This is a genomic window from Bacillus sp. B15-48 (genome assembly GCF_016879755.1).
Classification (GTDB): Bacteria; Bacillota; Bacilli; order Bacillales; family Cytobacillaceae; genus Mesobacillus_B.
On record NZ_WOFU01000018.1, the window covers coordinates 19,139 to 43,864 of the forward strand.

25 protein-coding genes are annotated in these 24,726 nt (G+C 39.3%); 1 reads left to right on the top strand and 24 read right to left on the bottom strand.

What is annotated here, in order from left to right; all coding sequences use genetic code 11:
• Nucleotides 1-17: 17 nt before the first annotated feature.
• The 24 genes from yabQ to metG form a co-directional block, all read right to left on the bottom strand.
• Nucleotides 18-659, bottom strand: a complete 642-nt coding sequence (gene yabQ / locus GNT69_RS24120) for a spore cortex biosynthesis protein YabQ (protein ID WP_203557542.1) — start codon at nucleotides 657-659, stop codon at nucleotides 18-20.
• Nucleotides 656-958 (bottom strand): sporulation protein YabP, encoded by a 303-nt coding sequence (gene yabP / locus GNT69_RS24125; RefSeq protein WP_203557543.1) that lies wholly within the window; start codon nucleotides 956-958, stop codon nucleotides 656-658. Before yabP ends, yabQ begins: the two co-directional genes overlap by 4 nt.
• Nucleotides 959-1,033: 75 nt before the next feature.
• The gene (locus tag GNT69_RS24130; protein ID WP_203557544.1) at nucleotides 1,034-1,300 is read right to left on the bottom strand and encodes an RNA-binding S4 domain-containing protein; all 267 of its coding nucleotides are present in this window, start codon (nucleotides 1,298-1,300) and stop codon (nucleotides 1,034-1,036) included.
• Between the two features lie 11 nt (nucleotides 1,301-1,311).
• Nucleotides 1,312-2,775, bottom strand: a complete 1,464-nt coding sequence (gene yabN / locus GNT69_RS24135; protein ID WP_203557545.1) for a bifunctional methyltransferase/pyrophosphohydrolase YabN — start codon at nucleotides 2,773-2,775, stop codon at nucleotides 1,312-1,314.
• The gene (locus tag GNT69_RS24140; protein WP_203557546.1) at nucleotides 2,772-4,385 is read right to left on the bottom strand and encodes a putative polysaccharide biosynthesis protein; all 1,614 of its coding nucleotides are present in this window, start codon (nucleotides 4,383-4,385) and stop codon (nucleotides 2,772-2,774) included. The genes yabN and GNT69_RS24140 overlap by 4 nt, the downstream gene beginning before the upstream one ends.
• A 125-nt stretch (nucleotides 4,386-4,510) precedes the next feature.
• The gene (gene spoVT / locus GNT69_RS24145) at nucleotides 4,511-5,047 is read right to left on the bottom strand and encodes a stage V sporulation protein T (RefSeq protein WP_203557547.1); all 537 of its coding nucleotides are present in this window, start codon (nucleotides 5,045-5,047) and stop codon (nucleotides 4,511-4,513) included.
• Nucleotides 5,048-5,296: 249 nt separating this feature from the next.
• Complete coding sequence (gene mfd, locus GNT69_RS24150; RefSeq protein ID WP_203557548.1) at nucleotides 5,297-8,833, bottom strand: transcription-repair coupling factor; 3,537 nt, start codon at nucleotides 8,831-8,833, stop codon at nucleotides 5,297-5,299.
• A 135-nt stretch (nucleotides 8,834-8,968) separates the two neighbouring features.
• On the bottom strand, nucleotides 8,969-9,199 hold the full coding sequence (fin, locus tag GNT69_RS24155) for an anti-sigma-F factor Fin (RefSeq protein ID WP_203557549.1): 231 nt from the start codon (nucleotides 9,197-9,199) through the stop codon (nucleotides 8,969-8,971).
• Nucleotides 9,200-9,293: 94 nt separating this feature from the next.
• On the bottom strand, nucleotides 9,294-9,857 hold the full coding sequence (gene pth / locus GNT69_RS24160; protein ID WP_203557550.1) for an aminoacyl-tRNA hydrolase: 564 nt from the start codon (nucleotides 9,855-9,857) through the stop codon (nucleotides 9,294-9,296).
• A 63-nt stretch (nucleotides 9,858-9,920) separates the two neighbouring features.
• Nucleotides 9,921-10,559, bottom strand: a complete 639-nt coding sequence (locus GNT69_RS24165) for a 50S ribosomal protein L25/general stress protein Ctc (RefSeq protein WP_203557551.1) — start codon at nucleotides 10,557-10,559, stop codon at nucleotides 9,921-9,923.
• A gap of 97 nt (nucleotides 10,560-10,656) precedes the next feature.
• Nucleotides 10,657-11,613: a ribose-phosphate diphosphokinase gene (locus tag GNT69_RS24170; RefSeq protein ID WP_203557552.1), complete on the bottom strand. Its 957-nt coding sequence runs from the start codon at nucleotides 11,611-11,613 to the stop codon at nucleotides 10,657-10,659.
• Between the two features lie 15 nt (nucleotides 11,614-11,628).
• Nucleotides 11,629-13,002, bottom strand: coding sequence for a bifunctional UDP-N-acetylglucosamine diphosphorylase/glucosamine-1-phosphate N-acetyltransferase GlmU (gene glmU, locus GNT69_RS24175; RefSeq protein WP_203557553.1), 1,374 nt, complete (start codon nucleotides 13,000-13,002; stop codon nucleotides 11,629-11,631).
• A gap of 224 nt (nucleotides 13,003-13,226) precedes the next feature.
• Nucleotides 13,227-13,517 carry a septation regulator SpoVG gene (spoVG, locus tag GNT69_RS24180; RefSeq protein WP_110114672.1) on the bottom strand — a complete coding sequence of 97 codons (291 nt, stop codon included), beginning with the start codon at nucleotides 13,515-13,517 and terminating at the stop codon, nucleotides 13,227-13,229.
• A 218-nt stretch (nucleotides 13,518-13,735) separates the two neighbouring features.
• Nucleotides 13,736-14,110, bottom strand: a complete 375-nt coding sequence (locus tag GNT69_RS24185; protein ID WP_203557554.1) for a RidA family protein — start codon at nucleotides 14,108-14,110, stop codon at nucleotides 13,736-13,738.
• Nucleotides 14,111-14,125: 15 nt separating this feature from the next.
• Nucleotides 14,126-14,950 carry a pur operon repressor gene (gene purR, locus GNT69_RS24190; protein ID WP_203557555.1) on the bottom strand — a complete coding sequence of 275 codons (825 nt, stop codon included), beginning with the start codon at nucleotides 14,948-14,950 and terminating at the stop codon, nucleotides 14,126-14,128.
• A 77-nt stretch (nucleotides 14,951-15,027) separates the two neighbouring features.
• Entirely contained in the window at nucleotides 15,028-15,906 is an 879-nt protein-coding gene (gene ispE, locus GNT69_RS24195) for a 4-(cytidine 5'-diphospho)-2-C-methyl-D-erythritol kinase (protein ID WP_481747704.1), read from the bottom strand.
• Nucleotides 15,907-16,100: 194 nt separating this feature from the next.
• Entirely contained in the window at nucleotides 16,101-16,283 is a 183-nt protein-coding gene (locus tag GNT69_RS24200) for a small, acid-soluble spore protein, alpha/beta type (RefSeq protein WP_203557557.1), read from the bottom strand.
• 317 nt (nucleotides 16,284-16,600) lie between these two features.
• Nucleotides 16,601-16,864, bottom strand: a complete 264-nt coding sequence (gene veg, locus GNT69_RS24205; RefSeq protein ID WP_203557558.1) for a biofilm formation stimulator Veg — start codon at nucleotides 16,862-16,864, stop codon at nucleotides 16,601-16,603.
• A gap of 199 nt (nucleotides 16,865-17,063) precedes the next feature.
• Entirely contained in the window at nucleotides 17,064-17,942 is an 879-nt protein-coding gene (gene yabG / locus GNT69_RS24210) for a sporulation peptidase YabG (RefSeq protein WP_343206558.1), read from the bottom strand.
• A gap of 90 nt (nucleotides 17,943-18,032) precedes the next feature.
• Nucleotides 18,033-18,911 carry a 16S rRNA (adenine(1518)-N(6)/adenine(1519)-N(6))-dimethyltransferase RsmA gene (rsmA, locus tag GNT69_RS24215; RefSeq protein ID WP_203557559.1) on the bottom strand — a complete coding sequence of 293 codons (879 nt, stop codon included), beginning with the start codon at nucleotides 18,909-18,911 and terminating at the stop codon, nucleotides 18,033-18,035.
• A 2-nt stretch (nucleotides 18,912-18,913) separates the two neighbouring features.
• The gene (gene rnmV / locus GNT69_RS24220) at nucleotides 18,914-19,465 is read right to left on the bottom strand and encodes a ribonuclease M5 (RefSeq protein ID WP_203557560.1); all 552 of its coding nucleotides are present in this window, start codon (nucleotides 19,463-19,465) and stop codon (nucleotides 18,914-18,916) included.
• Nucleotides 19,466-19,621: 156 nt separating this feature from the next.
• Nucleotides 19,622-20,842: a G5 and 3D domain-containing protein gene (locus tag GNT69_RS24225; RefSeq protein WP_203557561.1), complete on the bottom strand. Its 1,221-nt coding sequence runs from the start codon at nucleotides 20,840-20,842 to the stop codon at nucleotides 19,622-19,624.
• A gap of 239 nt (nucleotides 20,843-21,081) precedes the next feature.
• On the bottom strand, nucleotides 21,082-21,849 hold the full coding sequence (locus GNT69_RS24230) for a TatD family hydrolase (protein WP_203557562.1): 768 nt from the start codon (nucleotides 21,847-21,849) through the stop codon (nucleotides 21,082-21,084).
• A gap of 251 nt (nucleotides 21,850-22,100) precedes the next feature.
• A complete protein-coding gene (metG, locus tag GNT69_RS24235) occupies nucleotides 22,101-24,044 on the bottom strand; it encodes a methionine--tRNA ligase (protein WP_203557563.1) in 1,944 nt (647 codons plus the stop codon).
• Nucleotides 24,045-24,413: 369 nt separating this feature from the next.
• Between metG and GNT69_RS24240 the strand changes: the two genes are divergently transcribed.
• Nucleotides 24,414-24,698, top strand: a complete 285-nt coding sequence (locus tag GNT69_RS24240) for an AbrB/MazE/SpoVT family DNA-binding domain-containing protein (RefSeq protein ID WP_203557564.1) — start codon at nucleotides 24,414-24,416, stop codon at nucleotides 24,696-24,698.
• Nucleotides 24,699-24,726 lie beyond the last annotated feature (28 nt).

Below are 24,726 nucleotides of genomic sequence, written 5' to 3' on the forward strand. Positions count from 1 at the left end.
TTCCTCGCAGTCCTCCCTTATTTTTTATTATTTTTAATTGATTTTAACTTGTTTATAAATTTAGTAGTGTATTTCTGGATTTTATCGTTAAATCCTGCCATTTTATTATATAATTTCTCGACGGTATTTTTCACCCTTTTCGGCAAAAGTCTCCATAAAATTAATAAAAGCCATTTAATTGGTTTCCACACTACTTTTAAAACCCACCATAAAGTCAATAACAACGCTTTTAAAATCGTGAGAAGTCCTTTTCCAAAAATAATGAGCAAAGAAAGAATTGTTAACAGAAGAGAACGCACAGGTTTAATAATTAAAACGATGACGATTTTTACTATCAGCTTGTACGTGGAAATGACGAAAGAAATCATCCACTCCAAGCATTTTAAATATAAACGCTTAATCAGGCTTTGATAGGCAGCGAATCCACACAGTAAAGCAAGGAAGATGTAAATTCGCACCTCGCCTTCATTCACTAAAAACAAAACATAGAAAATGGAAAGCCCTTGAAGAATCCAGAATAGCAAATCGTTAATAAAAACAATCCATGTTTTCCTCCGTTGGCGCTGTAAAAATCGATTATACGTATCAAGCATCGCCCCAAAAAGACTCCCCATTCCTATCATTGCAATCATCGTAAGGAATTGGGTTGTAAGTGTCATTTGAACAGCTTGCTAAAGAACCCTTTAGCCTTCTCCCCATGCTGCTCATCTAAATACACTAGATCAAAAACCTTCCCTTTAATCGAAACAATCCCTTTGTCGACATCTAAATTCTTCATTTGCAAATTTTGACCCTTAATCGCGAGAAATCCCATCACAGTTTCAAGCAAAAACTCTTCATTATCAAAGCTTTCTACCTGCTTAACTCCAGAGATTTCAAGTGTTCGTCTGCCTCTCATGATCACATCATGGTCAGGTACATTATTTTTTTGTTGATTTTGTTCAAAATACTGGCTCATATTAATCCCTCACAATCGCGTTATACACGGTTTGTACATATGTATGATTGGAGGATTGAAATTAGAACAAGCCTATCACTCCGATTCAGAAAGGCGTTCTTCCTTTATAATTGTATACATCTCTGCCGCTTCTTCTTTACGGGTATTTTCTTGGATCCGCTCAATTTTTACTGTAACCATTCTTTGCCCGAAGCGGATTGACAACTCATCTCCTACTTTTACATTCGTACTCGCCTTAGCAGGTTGTCCATTGACAGAAATTCTGCCTTGATCGGAAACTTCCTTTGCCAATGTTCTTCTTTTAATTAACCTCGATACTTTTAAAAATTTATCTAACCGCATATTTTCATCTCCTATTTGCCTTTTTCCTTTGCTTCGACCCAGAAAGCGTCAAGCTCCTCGAGCGTGAAATCAGTAAATGGTCGCCCTGCCTCGGCTACCTTTTCCTCAATATACCGAAAACGGCGGCTAAACTTCTGATTTGTTCGAAGTAACGCCTCTTCTGGATTAATTTTCTCATGTCTAGCTACATTGACAAGTGCAAACAACAAATCACCGAATTCAAGTTCCATTTCTTCCCGAGACTTTTCCTGCATCGCCTCTTGAAACTCAGCGAACTCTTCCTGCACCTTCTCAAGGATTGGGGTAATGTCACCCCAGTCAAACCCAACTTTAGCCGCTTCCTTTTGGAGCTCGACTGCCTTTAGTAAATTAGGCAACCCTTTGCCAACCCCTTCCAACAGTGATTGTTTCTCTTCCCCCTTTTCCTGCTGTTTGATTATTTGCCAATTTTTTAAAACAGCCTCTTCATCTTCAGCTACAAATGTTCCAAATACATGAGGATGGCGCCTTACCATTTTTTCTGAGATTCCCGCAATCACATCGTCAATCGTAAAATACGCATCGTCTTCACCAATTTGTGCGTGTAGCATCACTTGGAGGAGAACATCGCCCAGTTCTTCTATGATATGATCAATATCTTCTTCATTAATCGCTTCGATTAACTCATATGACTCCTCAATCAAATACTTTTTCAATGACGCATGGGTTTGTTTTTTATCCCAAGGACAGCCATTCGGTCCTCTTAACGTTGCAATGATTTGACGAAGAGTTGAAAATTCACGATAAAGAATCGAATCCTCATTTGCCGGTGGAACATAGACCGTCGTTAAATTGTCGACCTCGACTTCGCGGTCTAGTTCATACAAAGGGATCCATTTAATCGATTCCCTTTCACTCCCAGCCGCGGTGACAATCGCAATTTTATATTCATCTGGAAATTTCTCCATTAACGTCAATTTAACTTCAGAGGCAACAAAACGATCATATACTTGACCGATAAGCATATGGGTATTGAGCCGTACCATCTCCCGTGATAAATCGGTAGCATCCAATAGTTGGAATCCTTCGATTGGATCAATCTTTAATGCTTGAAAAGCCGCATCTAAAAAGCTTTGGCCACCGCCTATTTCAATCTCAACTTTATATTTTGGTGCCCTTTCCAATAAAAGCTGCACCGTTTTTTCGGCGACTAGCGGATGTCCTGGCACAGCATAAATGATTTTTGTTTCGGTGGACGCCTTTTCCAACAGCGTTTCACAGATTTTCTCATAAACGGCGGAAAACTCGTCATTTTGTTCATAAATCGAATCAAAAGAAGAAAAGTGAAATCCCTCTGCTTCAAGCTGTGAGACGACAGGATGTTCCTTCGTCCGCAAATAAACCGTCTTTTCCTTTGTTAAACTTTTATAAACCCCATAAGGAATTTGATTCAAATCCCCAGCTCCTAGACCAAGGACAAGTATTTTATTCATCATCGATCGTCTCCTGTCTTTTGCGGCAGCAAAAATAACAGCTTGCTTCCAAATGGAAGCATGAGTAATTCATACTCCCGCAACAATTTCAATTTAATAACTGTGACTAAATAGAGAATAGCCCCTAAGGCGACTGCAGATAATGCCTGCATAGAAGCCCCTAACCTCCCTGGTAGCCATAAATTTATAGCATAATCTGTAACTGCCAAATAAAAATGGAGAAAAACCCCCATAATTCCTGAAACAATTAGCACTTTCCCTATAAATAGAAGGGATAAAACCTGTTGCTGCATCGTTTGTCGAAGCTTTCTGATCATAAGTAATAGAACGATAGAAAGGGCAATTAATGTGGCAATTGCTGCACCTTTCGTTCCATAGAGAGGAACGAGAAGTACGTTCAATCCGTATTTCAATGCGAAACTAGCAGCAATCATATAGGCTGGATAAATCGGGTTGTCCATCCCTTGAAATACTCCGGAAATCGTAATCAGCATCGATACAGGGAAGATAGCGATGCTTAAAATGGCGAGAACAGCGGACCCTTCATTGTTTTCAAACAGCATTCTATTTGTCGGTTCAATGATGCTGAATAATCCGACTGCAGCAGCCGCACCCACGATAAGACTTACTTGCAGAGCAATTCGGACATCAATGATGATTTCTTCTTTTTGTTTCCTTCCCGAGATTGCCGGTACAATTGATAATGCCATCGAAGTAGCAACGACGGTCCCAAGTTGGATAAGTGGTTGGCCGCGGTCAAAAACCCCTTTAGAAATCTTTGCGACATTTTCCTCTATTCCGGTTGCTATTAACAAATTATAAAGGTTTAAGGCATCTGCCAGCTGCATGAGAATTAGAACCATACTGCTGATACTAATTGCAAATCCTTGAATAATCAGCAATTTTAAAACAGGACCTGCCCCTCTAAATAAATTCAATCCTCGATCTTCTTTAGCAAAGCGAACATCTGCTTTCCTTAAAAAAAAGAACGTCAAAGTCGATAAACCAACTAATCCGCCAGTCACTGCGCCAAAGACAGCTCCACTTCCTGCTGTATAAAGAGAATAGCCTGCCTCCAGCAATACATACGAAAGAAGGATAATCGTTATCACACGAACAAGCTGTTCACCAACTTGAGAAATGGCAGTCGGAATCATATTGCCTCTCCCTTGAAAGTACCCCCTCAAACTGGCAGTAAACGGCAAGATTAAAAATGGAATTGCGACAACTCGAAACAAAGAACTAAGTTGCTCATCTCCCATAATTGAGGCAATCCAATCTGCTCCGAAATAAAAGAACAGAAAAAGGCTACAGCTGAAGAAAAGTAAAAAAAAGAAAGAGATGGCTAAAACTTTTGCCCCTTTCTGTTCATTCCCTTGCGAAAGCTGTTCTTTATATAATTTTGAAATGACGACTGGGAATCCTTGGGTTGCAAGGATTAGCATCATCCCATAAAATGGGTAAACTTGTTGGTATATGTAAAAGCCGACATCCCCAACAATATTTTGAAAGGGAACTCGGTAAATTGCGCTTAAAATTTTTGTTACAATCGCTGCACAAGTTAATATGAAGGCACCTCTAAATAATAGTTGTGATTCTCTATCGGGCTTCATTGCCCAACTCCTTCCAATTCATAATCGAATGTATTATACCACACTAAATCATGAAAAGAAGATGACAACCAGGTTTGTTTGTCTGCCTGAATAAGCAAAAGGCAACCAAAAAGGTTGCCTTTTGCTTATTGCTCCATTTGACGTGCGAGAAAACCAGCAGCGGTTTCAACCGCTTTTTGTTCTACTTCTCCTAACGAACCCTCTTTCGAGGAAATAATTACTGCTCCGATTGGATCCCCATTTGCAATAATCGGTCCAATTGTATACGCAGAGATTTCATCATCAATTCCTTCAACTAAGGCGACTGACCCTTGTTGGTTCATCAAAACGGAAGATCGTTCCTCCATCGCCTTCTCAACGAGATCACTTATATTTTTATTTAGATATTCTTTTTTAGAACCACCAGCGATTGCAATATAGGTGTCTCGGTCACAAATAAGGACTGGGTTGCCTAAACTGTCATACAGTGCTTCTGCGTATTCCTTAGCAAAGTCACCTAATTCACTAATTGGGGAGTATTTCTTTAATATGACTTCTCCATCACGGTCAACAAAAATTTCTAATGGGTCACCTTCACGAATACGAAGTGTCCTACGAATTTCCTTCGGAATTACGACACGACCTAAATCATCGATACGACGAACAATACCAGTTGCTTTCATCCAACGTTGCCTCACTTTCATCTGATGATTGTTTTGGACAATGATGGTTGAACCCTTTAATTTATCCACCATTACCATGATTGAACTTAGTATCTTTCATCTGGAAAGTTCTATACATCCAAGAATAATTTCTCATTGCTTATATAAATTCCAAAAAAGGATAATCATACCAGTTAGCTTTACATATGATTTACCCGCGTTTTGGCGAATTGAAACCTGTTGGATGAAATTTAGGCATGTGCGTCATCATTAAGATACAGAGTTCTCCTCTTCTTTTACTGAATCGTGAAGCCCTTTTACCATTTCAAACGTAATGTTAAACCACTCGTCTTTATTTAATCCTCTCGTGTGAACGACAATCTTTAGCTTTTGGCCATCCATTCCTAAACCGACACTTTTTCGATATTGACTACTAATTTGAAATACCTTTTGACCGTCAATTCGCGCTGTCCCTACATCTGATACTAAAATAGTAATTTCCTGTTTTGTTTGCTTTACTGTTTCTACACCGGCCATCTCAGCATAAATTTTTAATTCAGCGACCTTGAAGAGATTAACTACCTCGACCGGGTAAGCACCATAACGATCAATCATTTCTTCTTGTAACTCTTCCATGTCGTTTAAAGTGATGAGTCCGCGGAAACGTTTATACATTTCAATTTTTTGGTGACCATCAGCAATATAGGCATCAGGAATATAAGCATCCATTTGCAAATCAATTTCAACCGTCGGCTGGCGTTTTTGTTCAACCTCTGGTCTTCTTTCTTCGATCGCTTCCTTCAACATCTGTGAATACAAATCAAATCCGACTGAATCAATGAACCCATGCTGCTCGGCTCCTAATAAATTACCGGCACCGCGGATGGACAAGTCCCGCATCGCGATTTTAAAACCGGAACCTAACTCTGTAAACTCTTTAATCGCTTGAAGCCGCTTTTCCGCTACTTCCGTCAGCACTTTATCCTTCCGATAAGTGAAGTACGCATAAGCGATTCGGTTGGAACGCCCGACACGTCCTCTCAACTGATAAAGTTGAGATAATCCCATTTTATCAGCATCATAAACGATTAATGTATTTACGTTAGGAATATCGACCCCTGTTTCAATAATCGTTGTGCTCACAAGGACATCATATTCTCCCTCTAAAAATCCAAGCATAACAGACTCTAATTCATTTTCTGTCATTTTCCCATGAGCATATGTCACCCTTGCATCTGGGACAAGCATCGAGATTTCTTCTGCTTTTCTTTCGATATCTTCGACGCGATTATATAAGAAATAAACTTGGCCTTCCCTCGCTAATTCACGCTCAATCGCCTCACGAACGAGCCCACCGTTATACTCCATTACATACGTTTGAACTGGAAAACGATTTTCCGGCGGAGTTTCAATCACAGACAAGTCTCGGACCCCGAGCATCGACATATGAAGCGTTCGCGGAATGGGTGTTGCTGTCAACGTTAGAACATCAACATTTGTTTTTAGTTTCTTAATTTTCTCTTTATGCGTAACGCCAAACCTTTGTTCCTCATCAATAATCAATAAGCCAAGATCACGATAAGTGATATCCTTCGATAATAAACGGTGGGTACCTATAACAATATCCACGGTCCCTGCTTTCAGCCCTTTAAGCGTCTCATTTTGCTGTTTTTTCGAGCGGAATCTACTCAACAAACCAATATTAATTGGATAGTCTTGGAATCTCTCACGAATTGTTTCGTAATGTTGTTGTGCCAAAATCGTAGTCGGAACAAGAAGCGCGACTTGTTTCCCATCGGCAATCGCTTTAAAAGCAGCTCTGATTGCTACCTCTGTCTTCCCATAGCCAACATCTCCACAGAGTAAACGATCCATTGGGCGTTCGTTTTCCATATCCTTTTTGATTTCATGAATCGAACGAAGCTGGTCTTCAGTCTCTTCATATCGGAAGGATGTCTCAAACTCCCTTTGCATATCTCCATCTGGTGAGTATGCATAGCCTTTGCTTGCCTCTCTCTCGGCATATAGTTTGATCAAATCGTCGGCAATATCTTCTACCGATGATTGCACCTTACTTTTAACCCGTTTCCAGTCGTTTCCACCAAGTTTATAGATCTTTGGATCTTTCCCCTCGGAACCTACGTACTTTTGAATAAGATCGATTTGCTCGACAGGAACATAAAGTTTGTCCGTTCCTTGGTAACGGATATGAAGATAATCTTTGTGTACGCCATTAATAACGAGTGTCTCAATTCCTAAATATTTCCCTATCCCGTGGTTTACATGGACAACATGATCGCCAACTTTTAACTCAGAATAACTTTTAATCCGTTCCGCATTTGATAATTTCTGTCTGCGTTTTTGTCTTTTCGTTTTTTTATTAAAAAGCTCTTCCTCTGTAATAACCGCAAGCTTTTGAATCGGCATTTCAAAGCCGGTATTCAAACTTCCCTCAATAATTTGTGCTTTTTCAGCCAGTATTGATTTTTTATCTTGGACGGAAATCGCATCGATTTCATAATCCTCTAGGACTCGTTCGATTTTCTGAGTCCGTTCACCGTCTGCACCAAGAAAAATGATTGTATAATGGCTTTTTTTCCACCGCTCTATTTCAGCTTTCAGAACATTGATTTGCCCATGAAAATTTTGCATCGGCTTACAAGAAATATTGAGAATATTTTGTGGATTTGTATTAGGAACATGCCTTAAAAATAAACTTGTGTAAATAATTGGATGTACTGTCTTGTGTAAAAGATCTGATGAGCTGTGAGATACGTGCAGATCATGAATGATTTGCCCTTCTCCAAGCAGGCTTGTATACCACTCGGCTTCGTCTTTATTTAAAGAGTCATTCATTTCCTGAACACGACTGATTTCATCAATAAAAATAAATCCTTTTTCGGGCAAGTAATCTAGCAAACTTTGAGGTTTTTCATATGCAATCGATAAGTATTTAAATAATTGATCTGGTTTTTGACCATTTTTAAGCTGTTCAAGCTCAAACCCAATATTTTGAATAAGTTGGTTTTTGGCTTTTTCATCCTTTAATTTGTTTAAACTTTTAGCCAGACCTGTTTCTAAACCTTCAATCAATTTTTCAATATGGGCTGGCTCGATAAGAATTTCTGTTGCTGGTCCAATTAACACTGTATTCAACTTATCTTTCGAACGTTGATCTTCGAGAGAAAATGTCCGTATTGAGTCAACCTCTGTATCAAAAAGTTCAATGCGGTACGGATCATTAGCTGTTAACGGGTAAATATCGATGATTCCGCCGCGAACACTAAATTCCCCTGGCGCTGAGACCATATCAGACCGTACATACCCCATATCAACAAATTGAGTCAAGATTGTATCAACATCAATTTCTTGCCCCACAGTAAAGTGAATTTGAAAACGCGCCCACAGCTGTTTAGGAGACTGTATTTTTCTTAGCCCTGCCACAGGTGCAATCACAATGCTGTTTCTTTTACTAGCAAGCTGATTTAACGCCTCAATCCGTTGTGCCTTTAATTCGGGCGAAGATACACTTAATTCTGCAGCAATTAATTCGTTGGCCGGGTATAGATAAACTTCATTTTCCCCTACTAACCCGACTAAATCATCATATAATTTTTGAGCTTGTAATAAATTATGTGTAATAACGAGTACAGACTGGTTCGTATTTTCATAAATAGTTGATAGAAACACGTTTCTTGCTGAGCCGGACAGGCCAGCTACAAGTTGTTCTTTAAGACCTTCCTCCATACCTGAAATAACTGAATGAAGGTCATCTTGTTGATTAAAAAGAGCTTTCAGCCCTTGCATCCCAACCTCTCCCTCACTAAGAAATGCTCCAGGCCTTTATTGGGCACTGGAGCTAGAATTTATCTAGCTTACAAAATAGACGGCAGTCAATAGATGTAAACAGAAAAATGCTTTGGACCCCTAATCCAAAGCGTGTCAGTGAATCAAATAATCATTCGCATGATAGTTTGGATTCCTTTCAAGTGATTCCTGACAATCTTCACAGATTGACTTTATATGAATGTCACCATTCTGTTCATAGTTTATCATATCATGACGTTCTTCGTCTGTCAGCTTATGGAAACCGAGACTTTCACTATGAACATCGACTTTGTCTATCTTCCCTATACTTATTCCACAATGGCGGCAATAATAATGCATAGCCATGTCTGTCCCTCCTAAAAATGCACGTTTTGTAATTATATTATTTACCTTTTTGGAGGAACTTATTCAGAACGGATTTTATCAACATGTTTCCATTCTATGATTGATTATATTTATTCATCACTTGGAGAAATGACATATCAAACCATGATTCACATGCGTCAGCTGCATTTTTAACCGCTTCTTGCATGTCGAGTTGCTCTTCCTGTGAAAATCGTCCGAGCACATAGTCAGAAATCGACATCCCATTTTGCGGTCGGCTAATGCCTACGCGAATTCGCTTAAACTCTTGGGACCCCGTATGAGAAATAATTGACTTCATCCCATTATGTCCACCAGCACTCCCTTTTTGACGCAGTCGGATGCGACCTGTTGGTAAATCAAGTTCATCATAAATGACAAGCAGATTTTTTAGCTCAATGTCATAATAATTCATCACTGCCCCTACCGCCTCGCCTGATAGGTTCATATACGTTAACGGTTTCAAGAGAATAACCTTCTCTCCCTTAACGAAGCCTGCCCCAAAGATCCCTTTAAACTTTGCTTGGCTTAACGGAATTTCGAATCGTTCAGATAAAACATCAATGACCTCGAACCCAATATTATGCCTTGTTTTTTCATATTGTTTGCCTGGGTTTCCTAACCCTACTATTAACTTCATTTCTGCATCCCACCTACTCGAAAAACATCAATAGACGCAACCCTAGAGGTCACGTCTATTCTTCTAGCTTTCGCTTGGTTCTGTTTCTCTGCCTTCTTCATTTTCTGGAGGCCCTTCTTCTTGCTGTTCTCCAGAATTAATTTCTTCTTCTTGTTTTGGCGGAAGAATCGTAACGAGAACGAGCGATTCTTCGTCATTTACTTCATAGCCAGAAGCCATCGTCTTCAAATCGGCTACTGTTAAATTTTCATTCACTTCAAGGTTCGTCACATCTAACTCAATCGCTTGCGGAATATCTGCCGGTGTTGCCGTAACCGACAGTTCATGTACAGCTTGCTGCATAACGCCGCCATCTTTTACACCAGCTGCTTCGCCAACAAGAGTAAGTCTGACCATCGCATTTATCGCTGACCTCATATCAACAGCAAGAAAATCAGCATGAAGGATATCCCCCTTAATGGAGTCTTGTTGATAATCACTTAACATAACATCCGTCTTGTCCCCATCAATATCAAGGGAAATCACTCCATTCCTGCCAACTTCACGAATGGTTTTAATAAATTCACCGCCGTTAATATAAACAGGCTTACTCTCCACTTTCTTTCCATAAATGACAGCTGGAATATTTCCTTCCGCACGCAATCTTTGCAAGCTTGATTTTTGCTTTTCAGTACGTGTATTCGCTTTTAAAATCGCACTCATTCATACGTCCCCTTCCAAATTGCAAATTTAGACATTCATTTAAAAAATGCCCAAAAAGGGAAGAACCTAAACGTACAGTTTGAGAAGTGGAGTACCATTAGTCGAATAATGTACTAACAGATTGCTCTTCATGTACACGAATGATTGCTTCACCAATCAGTGGTGCGACCGATAATTCAACGATTTTATCGATCTTTTTCTCTTCTGGCAATGCAATTGTATTTGTGACAACGAGTTCTTTAATTTGTGAGTTTTGAATTCGTTCAATCGCTGGACCAGACAGCACCGGATGCGTACAGCATGCAAGCACTTCAACAGCTCCATTTTCAACAAGCGCATTAGCCGCTAATGTTATCGTCCCAGCAGTATCAATAATATCATCGATTAAAATTGCCGTTTTACCTTCAATATTCCCAACGATATTCATAATTTCAGCGACATTTGGTTTTGGTCGACGCTTATCAATAATTGCAATTGGGGCTTTTAAGCGTTCAGCCATTTTCCTTGTTCTTGTTACGCCTCCATGATCTGGGGAAACGATAACGATATCCCCTTTAAATTCTCGATTGCTAAAATAATCAGCTAAAATCGGTACACCTAGGAGCTGATCAGTTGGAATATCAAAAAAACCTTGAATTTGCGGTGCGTGTAAATCAAGGGTAATGACACGAGTAGCCCCAGCCGTTTCTAATAGGTTTGCCACTAACTTCGATGTAATCGGCTCACGTGCCCTTGCTTTCCGGTCTTGACGGGCATAACCATAATAAGGGATAACAAGATTGATTGTTTTTGCAGATGCACGCTTTAAGGCATCAATCATAATTAATAGTTCCATAATATTTTCATTTACTGGAGTACTTGTCGACTGAATGACGTAAACATCACAACCGCGAATACTTTCTTCGATATTAATTTGGATTTCCCCATCACTAAATCTAGTAACAGAGCACTTCCCTAGTTCGACACCGATGACTTTTGCAATTTCTTCTGCCAATGGTTTATTCGAATTAAGCGTAAATACTTTTAAATTTGGATCTAAATATTGATTTGTCATTATGGAACCTCCAGATTATTTCTTATAATTTAATTTCTGGGTGTAATTTTCCTTGTTTACCTGGCGCGCGCGGGCAATCGCAAGCCCATTTCCTGGCACATCCTCTGTAATCGTTGAGCCCGCTGCTACATATGCACCTTTACCGACAGTAACCGGAGCGACTAAATTGGAGTTACAACCAATGAATGCATCATCTTCAATTTTTGTTAAATATTTATTTTTCCCGTCATAATTAACCGTAATTGAACCACAACCAATATTCACATTGCTTCCTACTTCAGTATCACCAATATAGCTTAAATGGGAAGCTTTGCTTCCTTTTCCGAAAACAGCCTTTTTAATCTCAACAAAGTTACCGATTTTCACCTCGTCGCCAATCGTTGACTGAGGTCGAATATGAGCATATGGACCAATTGCAACATGTGAACCAATCTCACTGTCAAAAGCAGCCGATTGACGAATGACCGTTCCATCGCCAATTTTACAATCGTGAATTTCACTATTTGGGCCAATTGCGCAATCGTTTCCAATTACTGTTCCACCGGAAAGGACAGTGCCCGGATAAATAACTGTATCAGAACCGATTTCGACATCTGCTCCAATATAAGTATTTGCTGGGTCAATTAAAGTAACGCCGTTTCGCATATGCATCTCATTAAGCCTTTTTCTCATAATCCGCTCTGCTTCTGCTAATGCGACACGATCATTCACTCCCATTGTTTCTTCAAAGTGTTCCGTTACATATGCTGACACGATTTCACCTTGTTTTTTAAGGATTTCTATCACATCTGGCAGGTAATATTCGCCTTGCACATTGTCATTTCCAACATCATCAAGTGCTGCAAATAGCGCTTGATTATCGAAACAATATGTACCAGTGTTAATTTCGTTAATCTTTAATTCCGCTTCCGACGCATCTTTATGTTCAACAATTTTCTCTACAAAGCCTTGCTCACTCCGAATAATTCGACCATATCCAGTTGGATCTTCTGCACGTGCAGTTAAAATAGTCGCTTTTGCTCCTGTATCTTCATGATGGCGAAATAGCTTTTCCATTGTCTCGCTCTTTACTAACGGAGTATCACCACACACAACAATTGTCGTCCCTGACATCTCCGCTAGCATTTCCTTCGATTGTAATACTGCATGAGCCGTACCAAGCTGTTCTGCTTGTATCGCATATCGGCTTGATTCGCCAAGTTCTGCTTTTACTTTTTCAGCACCATGACCGACAATTGTCACGATTTCATTTATATTAATACTTTTCACTTGGTCGATCACATGCTGTACCATCGGTTTTCCACAAACAGGATGGAGAACTTTATAAAGCTTTGACTTCATTCGCGTTCCCTGTCCAGCAGCTAAAATAATCGCATAACGGTTTGACATCCACAGGCCTCCAATTTACCTTTTTATCCATAAAAAATATATACTAAAAACCGAATCATTTCAACCATACCAGCCGAAGTATCCAATATTTAAATAATTTATAGAAAAAATATATAAAGAGGAAAAAAGTGGTTTAAACAAAATTGGACGGGGTATATAGAAAGGGAATGTAAAAAGAGCCTTACTATGAAGTAGGCCCTGTTGTTTGATTATTTGCTTTTTTTTTATGAAGCTCCAGCTTCCTCAAATTCAACTTCTAATTCACCTAAACGATGATATTCAGCTAAGACAGCATCTTGAATTTTCCCGCGTGTACCAGAGTTGATTGGATGAGCAATATCACGAAACTCCCCATCAGGAGTGCGCTTACTTGGCATCGCCACAAACAATCCATTGTTGCCATCGATTACACGAATATCGTGTACGACAAACTCATTATCTAGCGTGATAGAAGCAATTGCTCTCATCCGTCCCTCTGTATTTACACGGCGCAATCTTACGTCAGTTACTTCCATTCCTCTCACCACCTTTAGTTTTGTTTAAATCCTTGATTACTTATTCAACAACCACTTGCAATTTCCTTCTTTTTGTAAAAAATAATTAAGAAAAATGTGTAGATTCTTTTTAATTATACAAAGGGTGAGGAATTAGTAGGTAAATGGTTTGATGACTTTATTGATTATATACAATTACTACCAATATAAACATTTTTAGACAAAATAAAAGCACTCGTTTATTTAACGAGCGCAATTACTTCGATTTCAACAAGAACATCTTTTGGCAACCTAGCCACTTCCACACATGAACGTGCCGGTTTATGCGAATTAAAATATTCTCCATACACTTCATTAACAAGTGAGAAATCATCCATATTTTTTATAAATACAGTTGCCTTTACAACTGTATTTAAAGAAGCTCCGGCTTCTTCAAGCACCGCAGTTAAGTTTTTAAAAACTTGGTGCGTTTGCTCTTTTATACCCCCATCAACTAACTCACCATCGGCCGTAAGTGGAATTTGTCCGGAACTAAAAAACAAATTATTCACAACGATTCCTTGAGAATAAGGTCCAATAGCAGCTGGAGCCCCGTTTGTTTGTACAATTTTCATTCTAATCCACCCCTCTTATTTTGTTTTGCTAAAATAATTCCCTTTCGTTACACTAATTTTTTTGTCTTTCACATCAACATTTGAAAGACGGATAAGGGAAATATAATCATCGACAAGCCTTTCCTCTGTTTCCTTTGCCTCGACAAGAACGGCAATACCAGAGACAGTGGCATCGAATTCCCGCAACAAATCGACCATCCCGTTGATTGTGCCTCCAGCCTTCATAAAGTCATCGACAATTAACACACGCGATCCCTTGGCAAGGCTTCTTTTCGATAGCACCATCGTTTGAATACGTTTTGTAGAGCCTGAAACATAATTAATACTAACCGTTGAGCCCTCTGTTACCTTAGGATCTCTTCGAACAATCACGACCGGAACATTTAAGTATCCGGCAACCGCATGAGCGAGTGGAATCCCTTTTGTCGCTACCGTCATCACCGCATCAATCTGAGCATTTCCATAGGCAGAAGCCATCAGCCGACCAACATTTCGAACAAGCGTTGGGTCGCCCAAAATGTCATTCATATATAAATAACCACCAGGCAATAACCGATTAGGACTTGCAATAATGTCGCATAGTTGTTCACCTAATGCCAATGCTTGCTCTTCGCCAACATAAATATGAAATCTCACACCCCCTGCCGCTCCTGGAACAGTTTGTAAGACCCCAATTCCTTGTTTTTCAAAGGTTTCTTTAATGATACCTAAGTCCTCACTAATCGAAGACTTAGCTGATCCATACTTCTCAGCGAAATATGTAAGGGGGACTAGTTCGCGAGGATGTTCGAGTAAATAATTTGTCATATCAATTAACCGTTCACTTCGCCTAAACTTCATTCACGAACCTCCAAAAATCCGAATAATATATAATTAATATATCATTATTGTACGGATTTAATCAAGAATTTCCTAAATTATTCGTTAATATGTCTTTCCCCCAACATCCGAACAGCAAATACTTGATCGCAAAAGCCTCTCAATCCGTTATAGACGCGGTGCATACGGGAATCATGCTCTACAAGGCTGAAAACAGTTGGACCACTACCGCTCATTAAGACTGCGTCAGCGCCAAACCGCTTCATCTGGTCTTTAATTAAAGCCACTTCTGGGTGAAGCTTAAGGGTTACATCCTCTAGTACATTGCCAACATTCTGGCAAACTTTACTAAAATCATTTTCTTTTATTGCTTCGATCATTTTTTTTGTGTGAGGATGCTTTACCTTTCCTAATTGAAGTTGACGATAAACTTCTGCTGTTGAAACACCGATAAATGGCTTCGCTAATACAACCCAGCATGTTGGCGGTGCTGGCAGTTCATGAATGACCTCTCCTCTTCCAGTAGCCAACGCTGTTCCTCCGTATACACAAAAAGACACATCCGAACCTATTTCTGAGCCGAGGTCAGCTAACTCATCTAAGGAGAGACCAAGGCCCCAAAGTTTATTTAAGCCCCGCAATGTTGCCGCTGCATCGCTGCTACCACCTGCAAGTCCTGCAGCAACAGGAATTGTTTTTTCAATGGCGATGGCTACTCCTTGCTTTACATCGAACCGTTCTTTTAATAAGAAAGCAGCCTGGTATGCCAAGTTCCGCTGATCATCTGGAACAAAACGGTTATGGGAATAGATTTTTATGAGATCCTCATTAAGAAGACTCAACTCAACTCGATCAGCTAAATCAATCGTGGTCATAACCATTTCAACTTCATGATATCCATCCGGCCGCTTATATAAAACATCAAGCGAAAGATTGATTTTCGCTGGTGCTTTGATTAAAAGCTTCAAATCCTCCACCTACTTTGTAAAATTCGGGCGACTCATTTTTTGTCCTATTTTACCATAAAAGTGAAGCAAATGTGCAAAAGCGCACGCTCCTTGCTTTCTTTCACGCAAAATAAGCCGGAGCGTCTCACTCCGGCTTGTTTGTTGCAGTGACATTTCATTTTGCATAAATCGCGGAAACACATACTGTGCGTTGAAAAGTTAAGTTATTGCTTTTGGTTGTCGACGAGCTGCTGTTCAGCTATTTCAATGGCCCTCTTGACCATGTTCCCAGCATCCCTAGCTTTAATTCCTCCCCAGCCCTCTTTTTGGACGACATCGTAGAAACCAAGTTCTTTTGCAAGCTCTTCCTTAAAACCTTCAGACATAACTCCTCTTCTTCTGCCCACGAGTACCCTCTCCTTTCGTCACCGCAACATTTTTAGTATCGATTCGACCGAACATTTATATGTAATCCTTATTATTCCTAAATCAAAAGCGCAAGCGCCTTGGTCAGCCCCGACAAGCGCTGGAGGGCCGTCTGTTGAAGTCGTTCTTTGACTTCATTAGACGGACCGAAGCGACTCGAGGGGCTAGGCGCTGGAGCTGGATGCAAATAACGATTCCAATTATCCATACATTGGACATTTTAAAATTTCATACCAAGTAAAAAGCAGTAAACGATTGTCTACTGCTTTGCTTCTTGCTATTTAACTTCATTAACTTCTTAACTTAATGCAATATTTCCTGCCGTATCTTCATAGAAAGTAATTTGTACCGTCTCCGTTAAAACATCTGCATAACTATATGAAACACGCTCGAAAGCATTTTCCTCCTGATCCAATTCAATTACGAATACAGATGGATAAGTTTCAGCTAGTACACCTGAACGTTCTACAGTCTTTCTTCGTCCACCATTCGCTTTAAGCAACAGTCTTTTCCCTAAGTTTGAATCAAGAGCTTTTTTAATGTCCAATAACGTTTTTGGCATTCGGTCCACCTCACTATGTCAAGTATAACACACTGACATATTTTCGTCAATTAAAAACATAAATTATAACAGGATTGAAAAATAAAAGTCAATATATTTCCTTCTTCATTTTTTGCTATTTTCCAACAATCCTTATGTTATCCCGAGAAACGCGAATTATGCATTCAATATTAGCAAAAAGAATAGCCGCACAAAGCGGCTATTCTTCAGGGTTCATATTAAAGGGCATTCCCATTCTTAATACTCCTCTAGTCTCGATTCCACCTAACCCTTTTTGTCCTGTCAAAGTGTTTCTCAGCACATCCCAAACTTTAATTCGTTCGACAAAAGGGGTAAAACTTACCTTAGCTACGATATACACGGGGTCTAAAGCGTGAATATTCACCCGTGAAGGTGAACTTGCGAAATTGGCTCCAGCTTGTATTAATGATTCAAAATGAGACTGACATGCCCCTGCAAAAATGATGAGTTGATCTAGATGAGGGATTTTTCTTCTCGCTTCCTGCACTGCTAATACGAAATGTTTCGAATGTCGATAGGCGTTAATATCCGACTTCTTCCCTTTTGATTTCGAATATGCATCATGTCCAGTAATGACGAGAATATCTGGCCGGTAATAATCCAGATATGCGCTAATCTTATTCGGCATTTCTTTTTCATTACAATGAACTCCGAAAACAGGTACGCCTACTTTTTCGTATAAATCTAAACATTTCTTTAAATAATTTGGGTCACCATCCACATGGAGTACCCTGCCTGGAACTTGAAAATAACTTTCTGGTTTACTGTAACCGTCCGTTCCCTCATAATTGCGCTTTTCTTTAAGTAAATCTACATCTTGTTGAAAGAGCATATAAGACTGTTCCTCGAGAGAACGACTCTCCTCAATAAGCCGTCTACGGCTAGTCGCATCCATTTTAATTAAATCCTCATACGGTGCGTCTGCTGCAAGACGAAAATCCTCTCCAAACAAGATGGCGATTTTTCTGCCATTCTCTTCCCGTATTTCAACAACACGAAACAGAATATCACAATTATAAGAAACCCGGCCGACTATATCCATGGGTTTTATACTCACTATCTTCACTCCAAATAGGCTATGCCCTAGAGAATTCTTTCTTTATCAGACTATGCATACACCTATTAGAATGTGAAGTAGAGAATTGAATTACCTAAAATCCGAATATAAACAATCACTTAATTTGGCAAATTCATCAATCGATAACGTCTCTCCTCTTCGGGATTCGTCAATGCCTGCCTCATTTAATGCGGCAATAATTTTTTGTTTTTTTTGTTTGCCATCCGGAAGTTGACTTGTCAAATTATTAAGAATCGTTTTCCTCCTTTGAGCAAAACTTGCTCTTGTCACTCGGAAGAAGAACGTTTCATCCTTTACCACTACAGCTGGTTTTTCCCGCAATGTCAAACGAATTACAGCTGAGTCGACATTCGGTTGCGGAATAAAAACTGTTTTCGGGACAATCATCACCGTTTCAGCGACCGTATAATATTGAATCGCAATTGACAGCGACCCGTATTCCTTCGTGCCCGGGCGAGCAGAAATTCGCTCAGCAACCTCTTTTTGTAACATCGCAACAATTCCGCGAATCGGTAATTTTTCTTCAAGCAGGTTCATTAAAATCGGCGTTGTGACATAATAAGGCAAATTAGCAACGACCATTATATCTTTCAAACCTGCTAATTCCTCTTCGATATAACTGCTAACATCTGCTTTTAACACATCTTTATGAATGATTTTTACATTTTCGTAAGGAGATAATGTGTCATTTAAAATCGGAAGTAACCGCTGATCGATTTCAAAGGCCATTACCTTCTTGCTTCTTTTTGCGAGCTGTTCAGTTAGCGCACCAATTCCCGGTCCGATCTCAATCGCAGCAGAATCTTCAGTTAACTCTGCATGGTCAACAATTCGATTTAAAATATTCGTGTCGATTAAGAAGTTTTGTCCTAAACTCTTTTTAAAAGAAAATCCATACTTTTCAAGTATTTCTTTTGTACGAATCGGAGTTGCTATATCTTTATGCATCGTTACTCCTCCTGTCTAATCTTAACTATCGCCTCAGCAAAGTCCTCACGACTCACTTGAAACATCATTAAGCGTTTATGTAGCTGTTTTCCATTTGTATAGCCAATTTTTAATAATTCTCCTAATTTTTCTCGTCTTTCTCTCGCCCCAACCCCAGCAATTAAACCAGCATCAAGTAAGTCTTCCCGAGTAATCGCTTCTTTAATGACTTCAGACATTAATTGTGCATCCTTTAGCGCCTCAAGTATCGCTTCACGAGAGGCATGTTCGACGCCGATGCCTCGCCCTGCTTTAGGCAATGCCTTTTCTTTTGAAATAAACGCATGTTTACATCCAGGTATATGTTCTGCGATTGTCTTACGAATTTTTTCTCCAGGGAAATCAGGATCAGTAAAAATAATCACACCTCTAGTTTCTTGTGCCTTCCGAATCATTTCAAGTGTCGACTGATTAATCGCGGACCCATTTGTTTCAATTGTATCCGCGTTCACCGCGTTTTTTACAGCTGTTGTGTCATCTTTTCCCTCAACAACAATTACCTCTTTAATTTTCATTTATTCCATAAATCCTCCGTAAAAAAAATAAAAAAAGATTGAAACATTTTTGCAACAATTTCGTCTATATATATAACAACCGAAATTAGTTCGGTATTTATTATACCTCAAAATAGAAAATAGAAAATGCAGAGGAAAATCCTCTGCACGAAAAGGTTAATTTAAAATTTGGATTTTAACGTTCTTTCTTCCCCAACGATAGGCATCTGATTTAGAGGGAAGGAATACATCGATTTTATTCCCTTTTATTGCTGAGCCTGTATCACCAGCAATTGCATGACCATACCCTTCGACATAGACTCTCGTCCCTAGTGGAATAACATTTGGATCAACCGCAATGACTTTTGCGTTCGGATTGGCCTTTAAATTAATTCCTGTCGCAGTAATTCCAGAACAGCCATTACAACCCGCTGTGTAAGCAGTTGCACTTACATAAAACTCTTTAGCAGATGATTTTGGTGCAGATGCTGTTTGAGTTGCTTTTGGTGCAGATGTTGTTCCCCTTGACACTTGTGTAACAATTTTACGCGTGCCCATAGCAACGACTTTATCCTGCTTCTCTTTTATCTGTTTCTCATTTACAAGTTTTCGCGAAACTTCCTTGCCGTTTTCTAACACGACTTCATACGTTTTAGAAACACGTCCTTCTTGGCCTTCTGTAACAACTTTTTGTTTGCCTTTTTCCAGACCACTATCGTTTTTCGTAACAACAGCAAAATTAATTGGTTCTTCCACTACATCGGTGACTTTTTCAACGCGAATAACCTTCACTAAGGTATCAGCAGTAACCGTATCTGTCATTTCAGGTTCAACTCGGTCCAATTCATTGAGTTTGATGCCTTGGTGTGATAAAAAGTCAGCGACCGTAGTCGAAGTAGACCATCCTTCTTGTTCTTTCCCGCCATCAACAACTTTCACGGGAAAAGCCCTTTCAATATTAATCTTCATTGCTTCTGTTATTTCTTTAGTCGGGTCAGGGTTTAATTTGTCGTGTTCACTTAAAATAATCTTTTGTTCATCCAGAAATTCCTTAACAGTGTCATGAGCAGTCCAATAAGTTTTGCTCTGTTCATCATCAATTAATTGCACCTGTTTTGCCGGCTTCCAAACAACTTCAAGGTAATTTTCAACCTCAGTGTCAGCAGCCAATGACAAATAGTCTTCCTCGCCAAGAGAAATGTCTAGTTCTTTAAATATATCTTGAATCGTGTTTGCATGAGTTTTAATTGTTTTTTCTTGGCCGTCTAGTGTCAAAGCAACCGTCTTCTTCGTCCCTTCAAACAAGAGGAATCCGAAAGCTGTAATGAACACTAGCAAACTAGCAGAAATGATTGCCAGCTTTTTGTTACTCAAAGACTTGAAAAACAGGTTTTTCATATTATCGGTTTCTATGAAAAACGCCTCCTTTTCTCTCGAGTGATTATAAAATTAACAAGCCGACATGTCAACCCTTTGACTCTTCCCCCGAACATAACCTCTATTATGCTCGAAGTATTTTGAATTGGAAAGTTGGACATATCGACAAGATTATCCTATGTCACAGCGAAATTATGTAGAACTTTAAAGAAAACAAAAATAATCGGACAATCTCTCTGCCAATTCGACATGGTCTGCTGTCAGTTTAAGTCGAATAATTTTTTTGCATTATTCATCGTTGCTTCGGCTACTTCCTCATAAGTGAGTCCTTTTAAGTCAGCAATTTGCTCCGCAACCAATTTTACATAACTAGGCTCATTTCTCTTCCCACGATAGGGATGTGGCGCTAAATATGGGCAATCTGTTTCGATTAATAAGCGGTCGAGCGGAATGGCAGCAGCCACTTCCTTTGGTTTTTTCGCATTTTTAAATGTGACAGGGCCTCCGAGAGAGATATAAAAATTCAGCTCGACACATTCTTTTGCAATTTCAACACTGCCACTATAGCAGTGCATAATTCCGCCAACTTCAGATGCGCGTTCTTCTTTTAAAATTTCTACAATGTCTGCTGTTGCTTCACGATTATGAATAATAATCGGGAGCTTGACTTCTTTTGCTAAACGGATTTGCTTACGGAAGACATCTTTCTGTATATCCTTTGGTGATTTATCCCAGTAATAATCTAAGCCCATTTCCCCAAGTGCAACAACTTTAGGATGGGCAGACAACTCACGTAGCCACGCTAAGTCTTCCTCTGTCATATCGATTGCATCGACTGGATGCCAGCCAACGCTCGCATAAATAAACTCATAGGCTTCGCAAAGTTCAATTGCTTTCGTAATTGTTGAGCGATCAAAGCCAACAACAACCATTTGAGTCACACCAGCCGTTTGGGCACGCTGAATGACTTCTTGTAGATCATCTTTAAATTGCTCCGCATTTAAATGTACATGCGTATCAAACAGCATAACGAAAACGAACTCCTTTATGGGACCTAGTATACCATTCTCTACAGTATGCTTTTTTATGTCCCCATTTCACTTTTTCTTACTATTTCCTAACGACTGTAAAAAAATGAATCAATAAAAATTGTTATTGAAATTTGACCAAATCATATCTGGATTTGAACTACTTCGTCAACTAATAACGCGAAACGTAAAGGTAAAGACATAGAAATGTTACATCTGTAACATTTCCATGTCTTTTTTTAACCTCTTTGTTATTTTACTCTTGACCCTAACGGGAGTGACTGTGCTACCGTTGCCAAGGCTAATTCCCCATCCTTTGATCCTGCCAGGATCATTCCTTCCGAAAGTTCACCACGCAACTTCACTGGTTTCAAATTCGTAACACAAATGACCCTTTGACCAACGAGTTCTTCCGGTTTATAATGCTGCGCGATTCCTGACACAACTTGACGCTTTTCATACCCTAAATCAAGTTGCAGCTTTAAAAGTTTATCCGCTTTCTTCACTGGTTCAGCGTGGATAACTTCTGCGACGCGCAACTCTACTTTCATAAAGTCCTCAAATGTGATTTCTGGTTCTGTTTCAGGTTTCGCTTCTACTGCAGGAGTGGATCCTTGCATTTTTTCTTTAATAAATGCTACCTCTTCCTCCACTTCTAAACGTGGGAAAATCGGTTCTCCCTTTTGTACCTTTGTCGCTTCTGGGATGGCACCAAACGTCTCAAGACTTTCCCAGCTTGTCAGTTGCTCACCTGTTACATTTAGCTGCGCGAAAATTTTCTCTGGTGTTTTTGTCAAGAATGGCTGCAATAAAACGGCAGTTTGCCGTAAAGATTCAGCAAGATGGGCCATAACATTTGCCAACTCAGCCTGTTTTTCCTCGTCCTTCGCTAACACCCATGGTTGAGTCTCATCGATGAATTTATTCGTACGACTAACAAATTGCCAAATCGCTGTAAGCGCAACAGAGAACTGCATTTGCTCCATCGCTTCCTCATATTTATCAATCGTCTCTCTGTTTACTTCTAGTAACTTTTTAGCAAACTCATTTGTTGAGACTGTATAGGCAGGAATCTCTCCGTTAAAATACCGGTTAATCATTGCAACCGTACGATTTAACAGGTTTCCTAAATCATTCGCCAAGTCAAAATTAACTCTTTCAACAAACCCCTCTGGTGTAAATACTCCATCTGCCCCGAATGGTACTTCACGAAGCAAATAGTAACGAAGCGCATCGAGGCCATATCTGTCGATTAATGTCACAGGGTCGACAACATTCCCCTTTGATTTCGACATCTTCCCATCTTTCATTAATAACCAGCCATGGGCGAATACCTTTTTCGGAAGTGGCAAATCTAACGCCATTAACATGATTGGCCAGTAGATCGTATGGAAACGGACAATTTCCTTCCCGACAAGATGAACATCGGCAGGCCAGTAGTTTAAATACTTCGAATCCTCATCCGTACCATAACCAAGAGCGGTAATATAATTTGACAACGCATCGATCCAAACATAAATAACATGCTTAGGATCACCAGGGACTTTAATTCCCCAATCAAATGTCGTTCTTGATACCGCTAAATCTTCAAGCCCTGGCTTAATGAAATTATTAATCATTTCATTTTTTCGTGATTCAGGCTGAATGAATTCAGGATTTTCTTCATAAAATTTCAACAGCCTGTCCGCATATTTGCTCATTTTAAAGAAGTATGATTCTTCCTTAACCTTCTCGACAGAACGTTGGCAATCTGGGCAATTCCCTTCTTCAAGTTGCCGATCCGTGTAAAAAGACTCACAAGGAGTACAATACCAACCTTCATATTGGTCAAGATAAATATCGCCTTGTTCAAGTAAACGTGCGAATAATTTTTCGACAATTTCCTTATGCCGATCCTCGGTTGTACGAATAAAATCATTATATGAAATATCGAGTTTCGCCCATAAATCTTGAATACCGGCAACAATTTCATCAACATATTGCTGAGGTGTAATCCCTTTTTCTTCGGCTTTTCTTTGAATCTTTTGTCCATGTTCATCCGTTCCGGTCAGAAACATCACATCAAAGCCGCGCATTCTTTTATAACGTGCCATTGCATCAGCGGCGACAGTTGTATATGCATGACCAATATGTAAATTGCCACTCGGATAATAAATTGGTGTTGTTAAGTAATATGTCTTTAATTTTTCTTCCATCCTCTTACCTCCTAAATTACAGAACCAAATTAATCTAATTCAATATTATACCTTTCTTCGGCCTTCATTTCCATGATGTCGAAGAACATGTAGAATTTTGTCGAAAAGAGAAACATTACAGTCATTTTCTATTTTAACGAATTCAGTTTCTTCCTATATATATAGAAAGAGATAACTTTAACTTTTTAATAAATCTCTTAAAAACCTTTATTTATCAAGCGAAATAAGTTTTCCAGTAATTACCTTGTATAAAAAAAAGAAAAGAATTGACGTATATGGGAATCGCTGGTATTATAAAAAATAGAAAAATAAATGTCGAATTTTGACGAAATAGAGAGAGTTTTTTATCCAGAGAGGAGAAAATTTAAAATGAAGTCTACAGGTATCGTTCGTAAAGTTGATGAACTTGGCCGTGTTGTTATTCCAATTGAATTAAGAAGGACTTTAAATATTGCCGAAAAGGATGCGCTCGAAATTTACGTAGATGACGATCGTATCGTCCTTAAAAAATACAAACCAAATATGACTTGCCAAATTACCGGGGAAGTTTCTGATCACAATATTACTTTGGCGAACGGAAAGCTAATTTTAAGTCGTGAAGGTGCCGAACAGTTAATTCAAGAAATTCAAAATTCTCTTGAACCTGTAAAGTAAACAAGCCTAATTAGGGTCAGCCCCACAA

Coding starts and splice junctions, on each gene's coding strand:
- metG (WP_203557563.1), bottom strand. CDS start 24,044: ATGGAAGAAAAATTAAAGACATATTACTTAACAACACCAATTTATTAT.
- rnmV (WP_203557560.1), bottom strand. CDS start 19,465: ATGAAAATTAAAGAGGTAATTGTTGTTGAGGGAAAAGATGACACAACA.
- pth (WP_203557550.1), bottom strand. CDS start 9,857: ATGAAGTTAATAGTAGGGTTAGGAAACCCAGGCAAACAATATGAAAAA.
- yabP (WP_203557543.1), bottom strand. CDS start 958: ATGAGCCAGTATTTTGAACAAAATCAACAAAAAAATAATGTACCTGAC.
- GNT69_RS24140 (WP_203557546.1), bottom strand. CDS start 4,385: ATGAAGCCCGATAGAGAATCACAACTATTATTTAGAGGTGCCTTCATA.
- spoVG (WP_110114672.1), bottom strand. CDS start 13,517: ATGGAAGTAACTGACGTAAGATTGCGCCGTGTAAATACAGAGGGACGG.
- rsmA (WP_203557559.1), bottom strand. CDS start 18,911: ATGCATAAAGATATAGCAACTCCGATTCGTACAAAAGAAATACTTGAA.
- GNT69_RS24240 (WP_203557564.1), top strand. CDS start 24,414: ATGAAGTCTACAGGTATCGTTCGTAAAGTTGATGAACTTGGCCGTGTT.
- GNT69_RS24230 (WP_203557562.1), bottom strand. CDS start 21,849: ATGCTGTTTGATACGCATGTACATTTAAATGCGGAGCAATTTAAAGAT.
- spoVT (WP_203557547.1), bottom strand. CDS start 5,047: ATGAAAGCAACTGGTATTGTTCGTCGTATCGATGATTTAGGTCGTGTC.
- GNT69_RS24130 (WP_203557544.1), bottom strand. CDS start 1,300: ATGCGGTTAGATAAATTTTTAAAAGTATCGAGGTTAATTAAAAGAAGA.
- fin (WP_203557549.1), bottom strand. CDS start 9,199: ATGGCTATGCATTATTATTGCCGCCATTGTGGAATAAGTATAGGGAAG.
- purR (WP_203557555.1), bottom strand. CDS start 14,950: ATGAAGTTTAGGCGAAGTGAACGGTTAATTGATATGACAAATTATTTA.
- GNT69_RS24185 (WP_203557554.1), bottom strand. CDS start 14,110: ATGAAAATTGTACAAACAAACGGGGCTCCAGCTGCTATTGGACCTTAT.
- GNT69_RS24225 (WP_203557561.1), bottom strand. CDS start 20,842: ATGAAAAACCTGTTTTTCAAGTCTTTGAGTAACAAAAAGCTGGCAATC.
- glmU (WP_203557553.1), bottom strand. CDS start 13,002: ATGTCAAACCGTTATGCGATTATTTTAGCTGCTGGACAGGGAACGCGA.
- mfd (WP_203557548.1), bottom strand. CDS start 8,833: ATGCAAGGGCTGAAAGCTCTTTTTAATCAACAAGATGACCTTCATTCA.
- veg (WP_203557558.1), bottom strand. CDS start 16,864: ATGCCAAAAACGTTATTGGACATTAAAAAAGCTCTTGATTCAAACTTA.
- GNT69_RS24170 (WP_203557552.1), bottom strand. CDS start 11,613: ATGACAAATCAATATTTAGATCCAAATTTAAAAGTATTTACGCTTAAT.
- GNT69_RS24165 (WP_203557551.1), bottom strand. CDS start 10,559: ATGAGTGCGATTTTAAAAGCGAATACACGTACTGAAAAGCAAAAATCA.
- yabQ (WP_203557542.1), bottom strand. CDS start 659: ATGACACTTACAACCCAATTCCTTACGATGATTGCAATGATAGGAATG.
- yabN (WP_203557545.1), bottom strand. CDS start 2,775: ATGATGAATAAAATACTTGTCCTTGGTCTAGGAGCTGGGGATTTGAAT.